The following is an 11,965-nucleotide window of genomic DNA, read 5'->3' as shown; positions in this document are numbered from 1 at the left end:
AAACTATATTTTGAGGTATTATATTAGGGATTCCTGTAGGTTTAGGAGAAAGAGGTGTTACGGTGGGATTTTTTGAACTGCTTGGCAGCAAGACCATTGGTCTGTTCCATCAGCTTGGCGCCGTAATATTGCTCCTGAATTCCTCATGTAAGGAGTTAAATCATCTGCGTTTTAGGGAAACGATTAAGCAGTGTCTTGATTTGGGGGTACTGTCATTTCCCATTGTAGCGTTGACCCTTTTATTTACGGGGATGGTTCTTTCTGTGCAGATTGCGGGAGAACTGACAAAATATGGCGCCGGGTTTACTGTCGGTGCAATTGTAGCTATCGGAATGGGGCGCGAATTGGGGCCGGTGCTTTGCGGAGTTGTTTTGGCGGGGCGCGTAGGTGCTGCTATTACGGCAGAAATTGGGACGATGCGCGTGACTGAGCAAATTGATGCTCTTCGATGCATGGCGGTCAGCCCTGTCGGCTATCTTGTCCTTCCACGGCTACTCTCATGTATGGCGATGCTGCCGATTTTGACAGTATTCGGTGTTTCTATTGGTGTTTTTGGCGGTATGATTGTAGCATCGTTGACTCATGGAGTTTCTTCTTATGTTTTTATCCATTCCATTGAAGTCTTTTGTATACCTTCCGATCTTTATATCGGCGTGATGAAATCTGTCGTATTTGGGATGATTGTAGCACTTGTCGGATGTGATCGCGGAATGACCTGTGAAGCAGGGGCGGAAGGTGTCGGGAGGGCGACAACCCAGTCTGTTGTATATTCTATAATTATGATTTTTGCGGCTAATTATCTTCTGTCTTCTATTTTATTTTGAGGATATCTATGATTGAAGTAGAACATATATGCCTTTCTTTTGGGAAAAGGAAAATATTGAAAGACGTTAATTTAACGGTTTATGATGGGGAAACCATGGTAATCCTCGGCGCTTCAGGATCCGGAAAATCAACTCTCCTGAAGTTGATTATAGGGCTTTTGAAACCTGATTCCGGTTCTATCAAAGTCAATGGGAAAGAGATATCGTCATTGACAGAACGGGAAATGAATGAGGAACGGCGCCGTATGGGAATGGTATTTCAATATTCAGCTCTTTTTGATTCGATGAATGTAAAGGAAAATGTAGCTTTTGGTCTTCGGCAGCACACCGATTTATCAGAAGAAGAAATAGAGAATATCACGGAAGGAAAACTGCATTTAGTAGGCTTAGATGATGTTGGTGATTTAATGCCTGCCGATTTGTCCGGCGGTATGAAAAAGCGTGTGAGTCTGGCCAGAGCCATTGCACTAAATCCCCAAATTATTTTATATGATGAGCCTACGGCAGGATTGGATCCGATTCGTGCGACCGATATTAGTCTGTTGATTAAACAAATGCAAAAAGAAATGAAGGTCACCAGCATTGTGGTGACTCACGATCTGAAATCAGCGGAAATGGTTGCTGATAGAATGGCTTTTCTTTATAAAGGTTCCTTTTTAGCTGTCGGTACGGCAGAAGCATTAGCATCCTCGAGGGATTACAGAGTTAAACAGTTTATGAATGGATTGCCTTCAGAACAATACACGGTAAGGGCGGGTGAATTTAGTTGAAATGGTCACAAGAAGCGAAAGTAGGAGTATTTTCCTTTATCGGAATTTTACTTTTTTCCGTGATTATAATTCAGCTAAGCAGTGCTGTTTTGTTTGGCAAAAGCGGATTTCATGTAACAGCATATTTTCGGGAAGCAGAAGGGATCGAGCCGGGAAACCCTATTCATTATGCCGGTGTTGATGTGGGCATGGTAGATCATATTTCTATCGAAAATGGAGAAGCTGTGCTTGTTCTTCGGTTTTATGATGACGTAAAAGTCCCAAAGGATGCGAATTTTTCTATCCAAACCAGCAGTGTGATGGGCGGACGGTTTGTCAAAGTCGTTGGTGGACATCAGGATCGGGGATACTTGCGTGAGGGGATGACTGTACAGGGGCAGGCTGCGCCGGGGATTGATGCAGCAATGGACAAAATGGATAAACTCATGGCTTCTGCGCAGGTGATGCTTGACGGAATCAATACAATTGTAGGCGATCCGGCGGCTCAAAAAAATGTCAAGAGAAGCTTAAACAACTTTGACGCTATTTCTGAAAATCTTACTATATTGACAGCGCAGGGGATACAAATTGCCAATCAGATACAGGGTGTCACGTCGCAGATGAATTCTATGCTATACCAGCTGAATGGTGATGGAAAAACAGTGGCGGATGCAAGAAAGATCATGGATAATTTGGCAGTTGCTTCAGAAAATGCCAGATTAATTTCCGGTGATGCAAAAAATGTTTCTGACAAATTAAACAATCTTATGGCAGGCGGCAGTTTGTCTGTGTCGGGCGAATTATTATATAATACGAAAAGAGAAGATTTTTCTCCCAATGTATCGCTTCGTATCGGCAGAGATTCCCCTTTAATTCTTGGTGTTGAGTCTTTTGGCAACGACAGCGTATATAATGTGCAGTATGGGCAGAAAAAGGGAAAATTCGATATCCGGGGCGGGATTATCCGTAATAAATTGGGTATCGGGGCTTCCTATAAAAAAGATAAGTGGAAATTTGATGCAGATATCTTTGATCCGAATGATTTAACTGTCAGGCTGCGGGGGGCTTATGAAGCATATCCCGGCATTTATGCGGTGGGGCAATCAATATTCCCTCATGGTCGTCATGGCGGAGGTGAATATATCGGATTAGGCTATGCGTATTAAAAAATGATTTTGGAAAGGGCGAAGAGAAATATGAACAAGCAGAAGAGTGTAATTTTATCAATAGCGTTATTGTCAGCTTTATCAGCAGGTATTACTGTAGATGCGAGAGAGGGCCTTCGTTTGTCGACTGACCCGAAACTGACAGAAAAGGCGATTGAAGCCCAAATGAAACAGAGTGTTTCTGCAAAAGAAGTAAATTTTGACAATATGCTTTTGCAGAAAAATTTAAATGATATGATGCCCGAGGGAAAGGTAAAGGCAGAAACATCTAATATAGATATAGATTTAAAGGGTGCAGTTTCTACGGCCATTCAAAATAATCGTGATATCCGGTTGGCAGAATTGTCTTTGGAACAGGCGGAAACTGCAGTCAGCCAGGCGGCAGCGGCTAAAAACCCATCATTATCTTATAAATGGGCAAGAAACCAGGTGAAAGCGGGCTCTGCTAATAGTGCAGGATTTTACGGTGCAAATCATGGATATAATCAGGGGTTGACGTTATCTTGGCCGATTTGGACAGGGGGAGCCGTAGAAGGCGCGATTGATGCAGCCCGTTATGCAGAAGATGTGGCTCATATAAACGTTTACCAAACGGAAGCTGCAACAAAGCTTGCAGCGGCTAAGGCATATTACCAGTATTTAGAAATGATTAAACTGGCGGATGTAGCTATGGAATCGGTTACAAACCTTGATAGGCACCTGACTAATGTAAAACAGCAGTATGATGCGGGGGTTGTGGCAAAGCTGGATGTTCTCTCGTCAAATGTTTCTCTTGCAAATGCAAAACAGAACAGTATTGCAGCGGCAAACTCTCGTGATATAGCGGAAGCGAATTTGAATAATATCATGCGCCTTCCTATGAATACGAAATTAAACCCAATTGATAAAGATTTTCCGGAACCAACTTTTGATATTACGTTGGAACAAGCTATTGCCATGGGGCAAAAGTACAGATGGGAACTGATTAAAGCAGATTATAATGTCCGTATTGCCAAGGAACAGGTTCGTATTGCAAAGGCGGGATACATGCCCACAGTCGCTGTAGGGGGCGGTTATTCTTGGAACACGGCTGGTCTTGGCGGTTTGGATAAAGATGATTGGACTGTTACAGGAACGGTGAGCTGGAGTATTTGGGATGGTGGTACGACTGATGCAAAAATTAAGAGTGCATCTTCCGGCTTGAAGTCTGCGGAAGAAACCTTATTAAAGGCAAGAGAATCGATAGAGCTTGAAATCAGACAGGATTATTTAAACATTTTATCTGCTAGGGAGCAGATCCGTGCGACAGAAGCTACTGTAGAACAGGCGGAAGAGGCGTACAAGATTGCGACGGTCCGGTATCGTTCAGGTGTCGGAATCAACTTGGATGTTCTTGATGCCCAGCTTGCTTTAAATAAGGCGAGGACAAATCATATTACCGCATTATATAATTACAATGTCGGTTTGGCTACGCTTGAAAATGCCATGGGGATTCCGGCAGTTATCCATCCGGAGTTTACTGCCAAAAAGTAATTGTCACAAAATTATCCATGATAGGAGTTTATTTTGAACGATAAAATTAAATGGTGGTTAAACGGGATTGGTGCAATTATTTTTCTTGCGCTTGCCGTGGTCTACCTTCTTATACGGCCTATTGTCGTGCAAAATTTAGAGCCTGTTATCCAAGATGCTGTTAAGGAAAAAATCAATGGCACACTTGTATGGCGTACAATGGATTTAGATCCCCGGTATAATCTGTCTTTTGACTTTGTGGAATTAAAGGATAAAGAGGGAAAAGATGTTTTAAAGTCTGCTAATGTGACAATCAGCTGGTCAGCAGGTGCTCTATATAATTATCTGATGCATGATGGTGATCTTTTTAATGTGGTGAGTGGTATCACTATGGAAGAACCGATGATGACTGTGCGTGAAAGAAAAGACGGGCAGTGGAACGTGCAGGAATTGGTTAAGCACTCTGCTGATGAATCTGCAGGAGAATTTCATGGTTCCGTAGCTTTGAAAAACGGGAATCTCAAGGTGGAAACGCAGACGGGAGACATCTACACTTTTGAAAGGGTAGAATGCGATCTTACCAGGGGGGGAGATGAGAAAATCAAAGGAACCCTGGCAGGAGAATTTTTGAAAGTCCCTTTTGATGGGGATCTGTCATATACGGATGAAAATAATTTTGAAGGAAATATACAGACGGAACCGGCATCTTTACAGTTTTTAAAGCCGCTGATTGAGAAAATGCCGGGAGCGGTGCATTCTTTTGATATAAGAAACGGTATGGGAGAAGTGACGGGCGCCAGAATCTGGAGAAGTGATGGCGTCCTGTCTTATCATGTAAAAGGTCGCCTTGATCAGACTGCGGTGAGCTATGAAAATTATGCTCTTACGGATGTGGCGGCCTTTTTTGATATTTGTGACGGGGTTCTTCAGATAGAAAATTTTTCAGGGAAAGTGAATGGACAGATTATTGCCGGCAGCGGAGCAATGAATTGGAAAGGCGAAGATCCTCTTATCAGTGGTAATGTGAATTTTTCCTATTTAGATGCATCAAAAGTTATTTTAACGGAAGACGTTAAGGGGTATGCTACAGGAAATGTGCATATAGGAGGTAGTCTTTCCAATCCGGTACTGACAGGGAAAATCTCTGTAAAAGACGTTTGTTGCCGGAATGTTTTAATACAAGACGGATCGGCAGCTTTTGATTATGGTGAAAGGACGCTGGCACTTTCATCGTTGATGATTCATATGGCCGGCGGAACTGTGACAGGAAAAGGGAAGTACAGTTTTTCAACCGGTGATTTTAATGGTGAAATAACTGTAGAGGATATTTCCGCAGGCGATATTCCTTTAGGCTATGATTTATCAGGGATTATAAACGGGTCGGTTATTGCCCAAGGTAATTACTTTGATGGAAGTATGACTTTATATTCGGCAACGGCAGCGGGAAAAGGACAGAATATCTCATATAATGGGAATAGTGCGTCTTTTATTACCGGTGAAGGCATTTATAAAAATGGGAGATGGACATCGACTTTTACCGGAGATGGTGTAGAAGTTAATGGGCTTTGTGCGGATTCCATTGCCGGTGAAATAGCGGCTCATGATGATACATATGAGATTTCTTATTTGAATGGGCAATCGGGGGAGGGAATATTTTCCATAAATGGTATTTATGTTGCAGATGATATGAGTATCAGGGCTGTGGGGACGAATTTAGATATGGCGCAGTTTTCTGAGTTCGTCGATATAAATCTTGCGGGGAGAACTTCTTTTGATATGCGGATTACGGGGTCAGAGTCGCTTCCTTCTTTTACAGGGGAGATTCATGCCCGTGACGGGCATATATATAATGCCGCTTTTGATACTATAGACGGACATCTTACCGGAGCGGAAGATAGTTTGAGGATTGATTCTCTCGTGTGGAAAAACGGGGAAGGCAGTCATCATATAAAGGGGACAGTCGGATTAGAGACGCCGCACGAATTAAATTTAAGAATTGAAAGTGAAAAAATTCGTATAGAAAGTATTTTGAAAATGGCAGGTATGTCATATCCTGTTACCGGATGGGTTGAAAATACGGTGAATGTCACCGGAACATCCGAGAAGCCATCCGTGTCGGGGGACTTTCTTGCATGGGACGGATCTGTTGCAGGGCAATTATTCCAAAGCGTATCAGGGAAATATTCCTATGATGATGGAAAGATAACCATTCAGGACGGGTTAGCCTATATTTATGATGGGACGGCTTTGATTAATGGCAGTATTATCGGCGATACGCTGAATATGGATGTCACGCTGACAGATATAGATGTAGGTGAGCTTTTGCCTGATAAGGGATTCAACGGGAAAGCCACATTGAAAGGTCATGTTTCCGGAACGACTGATAATCCCGCATTTACAGGAATGGCACAGAGCCGTGAAATTCAAATCGGTAAAGGCCGTCTTGGCAGTCTTTCTGCGGGGATTCAATATGAGAATCATATACTGTCCGTGTCTGATGGGGATTTTCATCAAGGAGGAGGGGCTTTTAACTGGAAAGGCCTATATAATGAAGAGTCAGGAATTATAGCGGGCGATTTGGAATTTCATGATTGGGATATATCAGAGGTCGTCCGGTTTTTGGGGTTACCGATTTCTAATATTAGCGGAACTGTAAATGGCGGGATGTCTCTTAACGGCACAATGGAGGACCCAAATATTACATTTCGTGCGAAAGTGAATGGGGGGCAGTTGGCAAATGCTGTTCTGGGAGAAGGCGATATAGATTTCTCTTATATAAACCATGCACTTTCTATACGAAAATTGTATATTCCTGTAGGAGAGGGTATTTTAGCTGCTCAGGGCGGGATGTCAAGTAATGGTGATTTTGATATTCAGGCGGCCGCCAGCAATATGGACATTTCTTGGATACCCCGGGTGACAGGGAAAGAAAATATAACTTTAGATGGAAAAATGACTGCAGCAGTCGATTTAAAGGGCACAAAAGAAAATCCGCAAATTGACTTTTCTGTAGGTGTTGATCATCCGGTTTATAATGGCTATGCTTTTGATGATATTTCATTTATGGGGAATACGGAAGGGGATGTAATCTATATTTCACAGGCTCTTGCAAGGAGAAATCCGTATAAAGCAAGCATGAAAGGATCCATACCTGTTAATGTGCTTACACGTGTTCCATCCGCTAATGCGGCGCCATTGGATTTAGATATCAATCTTGATCATGCAGATATGAATGCGCTGGCACTGTTCTTTAATCCGGTAACTTCAGCAGAGGGCCCGATCAAAGGATATGTAAAGGTATCAGGGGCTTGGGATGATCCGGAACTCAGGGGGGATGTTTCCGTAAAGAATGGACGGATAGAATTGCTTACTTTACACGATCCTATCTTTCCTTTAAATATGGATGTGAAATTTGATGGAAAGAGCGCAACTGTGGAGGGGAATGCCGTTTTTGGGACGGGGAAATCCTCAGTAAAAGGCGGATTGGAATGGGATCGTGGTGCTATTATTGCATATAATGGGGAAGCGCATCTCCATGCGCCCGATATACATTCTGATTACTATAAAGGCTCTTTAGATGCTGATTTTGGCCTTGGTGAAGTGATGGACGTACCGGGTATCGAGGGTAATATTCATGTTCATGATGCGCTTGTTGAATTTCCGCTTACATTGCTCTCAGATTCAGGCAGTTCATCCATACCGGCCTTGATAAAGCTGGAGGTCCTTGTTGGGGATAACGTCAGGGCAAAAAGCAGCTCTCTTTATGATTTGCGACTGACAGGAAATATAGAAGCAGAAGGTCCTGTCAGTGCACCTGCTGTCATAGGGAAGGTCAATGTGGAAAAAGGTACCGTTAAAGTCAATATGACGGAATTTAATATTTCTTCGGGATATGCGGCTTGGAATGGAGAGCAGGGAAATATCCTTCCCGCAATCCATATGAAAGGAACAACAAAAGTAGGAAGTTACAATATTACAGCGGAAATGGATGGAATTCCCGGTAATCTGAAAACAGAGTTTCACAGTGAACCATATCTGAACGATTCCCAAATTCTCATGCTTCTGACATTACATGCTAATCCGGAAGGCGATAATACCGAAGCTATAAAGGGTGCACTTTTCAATGCGGGTTTGACGATGGTCTTGGGAAACAGCGTGCAGGATTTCTTTAAAGAAACCATTGGGCTTGATATGATCAGTATTACATCAAGCCTGACTGATTATTATGACAGCAGAACAGTAAATAATGACAACTATTACTATATTAAAATAGGGAAATATTTGTTCAATAATTTTATGCTCACTGCGACGACTGGTGTTAATAATAATCAAACAAGTATCGGATTTCATTATGATTTAAATTCGCACATAGGTATTTCTTCATGGTATAATAACGAACATGATAGTTATATCGGTACGGATTGGAAGTTTAAATTTTAGGAGAGTCTAATGTTATCAGAGTATATAAGTTCCCTCCCTAAAGAAGGGAAGCTGTCCCGTGAAGAAGAAGCACGGCTCTGGGATGCCTATAAGAATGAAGGGGAATTGGAGGCACGTCAGAAACTGATAGAGCATTACCAGCTTCTTGTGTTCAAAGAGGCGACAAAGTATCCTGTGCAGGAAACCGTGCTTTTGGATTTGATTCAGGAAGGGACAGTCGGGCTTATGGAAGCCGCTGAAAAATTTGATATTGAGCAGGGCGTTGCATTTTCTTTATATGCCATTCATCGCATCAGAGGAAGAATGCTGGACTTCTTACGGAAAGGCCAGAATGATATTCTTATGGGGGAAGAACAGGAAGAAAAACTTTTTACACTGCAGGTTGCACCCGATACGGCTTTTGAAGTTACTGATAGAAATTCTCTGCATTCTGCTGTCTCGATGGCAGTCAGTCGATTACCAATGAAAGAACAGGATGTTATCCGAAGTGTGTATCTGAAGGAAAAAACGGTAGCTGAAACTGCCAATGAGATGGACGTAAGTACGGCTTATGTGTATCGCCTTGAAAAACGCGGAATCCACCGCCTTCGCGGTATGCTTTCCAAGCTAATGCATGAACGTAAATAGTGAAAATCAATACAATATGATTTCATGCTGAAAAATTCAGAAAACGGAAGAAATTGATAGAGGAATGGCGTGTTTAGGCAATAATTGATGTTTATAACCACATATAAAAACCGGATTATGTTTATATAAGGGGGAAAATATATGCCTGGCGATAAACTGAAACGGGTAAAATCTGTAAAAAGATGGCTCGATAAAGCGGAAAATTCTTATTCGAATAATAAAGACATTTCCGGTGAGTTAAATTTGATGATGGCGCAGGCGGAAATGCAGCGGCTGAAAGAAACACATCCTCATGAAAAAGCAAAGAAGTGGGGAATCCGACTTTCCGCCATGGCAGCCGCGGCAGTCCTGTTTATTGGATTTAGCAATCTGTTTTCTGCAAATGCGGATAAATCCCCTGTGATATCCCGGGAAACAACTGTTTCAAAAGAAGAAGTGCCGAAAGTGCCGGAAGATAAAAATCTGGTGCTTTCAGAAACGGTACAGCCGACCGTGGCGGCAACTGAATCATCTAATACGGATCCGGTACCGACGAAAAGTATACAGACGGAAGCGCCTGCGCCCGTACTTCCCGTTATGTCGCAAAGTGAGATTCAAAGCGTAGTTGGTGAAGCAGGACGTGCTTTAAGGGGGCAGTCCTGATATAATATAAATCTAAGCAAGAAATAATTTAGGAGGATATTTATGATTACTTCAAGACGGAGAAAGACTTTGCTCGTATCTGCAGTACTGATTTCTATTTCAGGGTTCAGTGTTTTTGCGGAAGCACCGCAGATGGCAGGGAGCGGAAATAATATGTCCCAGAGCTCCATGGTTGATGTAAAAAGTGGACAGGCCACAGGTGAAAGGGAAATTTCCAATGAAATAGGGAAGGCGGATGCCCTTGCGGTGGAGCAGTCTCAACAGACAGTGGCTGTGGGCGATGCATCCCTGTATTTGTCAGCAGAAGATGATGCGGCAATTGCTTCGCAGGAGGGTAAAACGATTACTGCTGTCGATTTCAAAGGTGTTCCTGGAGAAGTCAAACCGAAACTGTATCCTTTGCTGCAGAGCAAACCGGGTAGTGTTGTTTCTGCTGAAAGTGTAAGAAATGATGTGGCATCCCTTGGCAGCACAGGTGTATTTTCCCAGATTTCTCCGTCTTTTTCGGAAATTCCGGAGGGCGTACGGCTTGATTACAAACTGGTATCTAATCCGGTTGTCCATCATGTGGAATTTACGGGGAATACTATTTTTACTGATGAATATCTGAGAAATATCATGAATATTCCCCAGGACAGCGTATTGAACTTTGTCCTGGTTAATCAGAAAATACATGAAATTGAAAACATGTACTTGAAACAAGGGTACATTCTTGTTTCTGTTCCTGATGTGCAGGTAACCCCTGACGGAACACTGCATATAACAATTTCTGAAGGTAAGATTGAAAACATAGTGCTTGTAGGCAATGAAAAGACAAAAGACAAGGTTATTCTTCGCGAATTACGATTCAAGAAAGGGCAGCCTTTTAATAAATTCCTCGCAAGCCGCAGCATGGAACGTCTTTATAATTTGGGGTATTTTGAAGATGTAAATATGAAGCTTCTTCCCGGTACGGAAGGAGACCATAACGTATCTGTAGAAATTGATGTTATTGAACAGAAGACCGGGATTGTTACTGTCGGGGCGGGGTACTCTGATTCTGACGGCATGGTCGGTATTTTCGAACTGGGAGATACCAATTTCCGCGGAACCGGTGATAAAGTAAATCTTCACTGGGAATTTGGCGGAGCAGGGCATGGTAAAAATTATCAGCTGTCCTATACGAAACCATGGATCAATTCCAACGGTGATTCCCTGGGTGCTTCTATTTTCAACAGAGTTTATAAATACGATGATTATAATGCAGATGGTGATACTATTGCAGAATACGATAAGAGAAGAAAAGGATGGAATCTTACCTGGGGGCGTGTCAGTGATGAATACCGCACCAATTATCTGAACTTTGAATCTGTAAAGGAATCCTATGAAGATGAAGACGGATTCCAGTGGGGAAGTGGTGCGAGCAAAGAAACTGCCGCTACAAAAGCAAAATGGAGAAAAGCTATCTTTGATAATTTCGGCAGGACGAACAGCCTGACATTTACCCATGTATATGATAATCGTGATAATTACTTCAATGCCAGCAAGGGCAGACGTTTGTCCTTTTCAGCACAATGGGGCGGACACGGACTTGGCGGAAATTATGACTTCTACAAGTTCACCACGGAGGGGCGTTTTTACAAAGGACTCGGTAATGGACATATTCTTGCACTCCGTGTAATGGCAGGTTATATTGACGGTAATGTATCTTACGGTAATCTTTTTGATTTAGGCGGCTCCAACACACTCCGCGGTTATGAAGATGACCAGTTTAAGGGAAGTAAAATGTATGCCGCTACTTTGGAATACCGTTTCCCCATCGCAAAGAAGGTACAGGGGGTCGTATTTACCGATATGGGTTCGACTTGGGGGATTGATGAAGGAAAGATTCCGTGGTATAAGGATGACAACTCTCTTAATTTCTCTGTGGGTGTCGGGCTTCGTCTTCAGACGCCTATCGGGCCGATCCGCCTTGATTATGGGCATGGTGACAGAAATAAGTTCCACTTTAGTTTCGGAACACAGTTTTAATCACAGGATAAGGATG

The 11,965-nt window shown here is 42.7% G+C and carries 8 protein-coding genes; all 8 read left to right on the top strand.

Features of this window, described 5'->3' with window-relative positions; translation table 11 throughout:
• Positions 1-62 precede the first annotated feature (62 nt).
• Entirely contained in the window at positions 63-824 is a 762-nt protein-coding gene (locus GCWU000321_RS01920) for an MlaE family ABC transporter permease (protein WP_007069386.1), read from the top strand.
• Between the two features lie 8 nt (positions 825-832).
• Positions 833-1,594, top strand: a complete 762-nt coding sequence (locus tag GCWU000321_RS01915) for an ABC transporter ATP-binding protein (protein WP_007069385.1) — start codon at positions 833-835, stop codon at positions 1,592-1,594.
• Entirely contained in the window at positions 1,591-2,739 is a 1,149-nt protein-coding gene (locus GCWU000321_RS01910; RefSeq protein WP_007069384.1) for an MlaD family protein, read from the top strand. Before GCWU000321_RS01915 ends, GCWU000321_RS01910 begins: the two co-directional genes overlap by 4 nt.
• Positions 2,740-2,769: 30 nt before the next feature.
• Positions 2,770-4,251, top strand: coding sequence for a TolC family protein (locus tag GCWU000321_RS01905; protein ID WP_156777727.1), 1,482 nt, complete (start codon positions 2,770-2,772; stop codon positions 4,249-4,251).
• Positions 4,252-4,284: 33 nt separating this feature from the next.
• Positions 4,285-8,670, top strand: a complete 4,386-nt coding sequence (locus GCWU000321_RS01900) for a translocation/assembly module TamB domain-containing protein (RefSeq protein WP_007069382.1) — start codon at positions 4,285-4,287, stop codon at positions 8,668-8,670.
• Between the two features lie 9 nt (positions 8,671-8,679).
• Complete coding sequence (locus tag GCWU000321_RS01895) at positions 8,680-9,297, top strand: sigma-70 family RNA polymerase sigma factor (protein ID WP_007069381.1); 618 nt, start codon at positions 8,680-8,682, stop codon at positions 9,295-9,297.
• 141 nt (positions 9,298-9,438) lie between these two features.
• Positions 9,439-9,939, top strand: a complete 501-nt coding sequence (locus GCWU000321_RS01890) for a hypothetical protein (protein ID WP_007069380.1) — start codon at positions 9,439-9,441, stop codon at positions 9,937-9,939.
• Positions 9,940-9,981: 42 nt separating this feature from the next.
• On the top strand, positions 9,982-11,949 hold the full coding sequence (locus tag GCWU000321_RS01885) for a BamA/OMP85 family outer membrane protein (RefSeq protein WP_007069379.1): 1,968 nt from the start codon (positions 9,982-9,984) through the stop codon (positions 11,947-11,949).
• Positions 11,950-11,965 lie beyond the last annotated feature (16 nt).

Source organism: Dialister invisus DSM 15470 (assembly GCF_000160055.1).
Classification (GTDB): Bacteria; Bacillota; Negativicutes; order Veillonellales; family Dialisteraceae; genus Dialister; species Dialister invisus.
Note: the sequence above shows the minus strand (reverse complement) of the source record. Positions and strands in the feature narration are given on the sequence as shown.

Bases quoted from the DNA above. Each gene is read 5' to 3' on its own strand.
- GCWU000321_RS01905 (WP_156777727.1), top strand. From the start codon at position 2,770: ATGAACAAGCAGAAGAGTGTAATTTTATCAATAGCGTTATTGTCAGCT.
- GCWU000321_RS01895 (WP_007069381.1), top strand. From the start codon at position 8,680: ATGTTATCAGAGTATATAAGTTCCCTCCCTAAAGAAGGGAAGCTGTCC.
- GCWU000321_RS01915 (WP_007069385.1), top strand. From the start codon at position 833: ATGATTGAAGTAGAACATATATGCCTTTCTTTTGGGAAAAGGAAAATA.
- GCWU000321_RS01885 (WP_007069379.1), top strand. From the start codon at position 9,982: ATGATTACTTCAAGACGGAGAAAGACTTTGCTCGTATCTGCAGTACTG.
- GCWU000321_RS01890 (WP_007069380.1), top strand. From the start codon at position 9,439: ATGCCTGGCGATAAACTGAAACGGGTAAAATCTGTAAAAAGATGGCTC.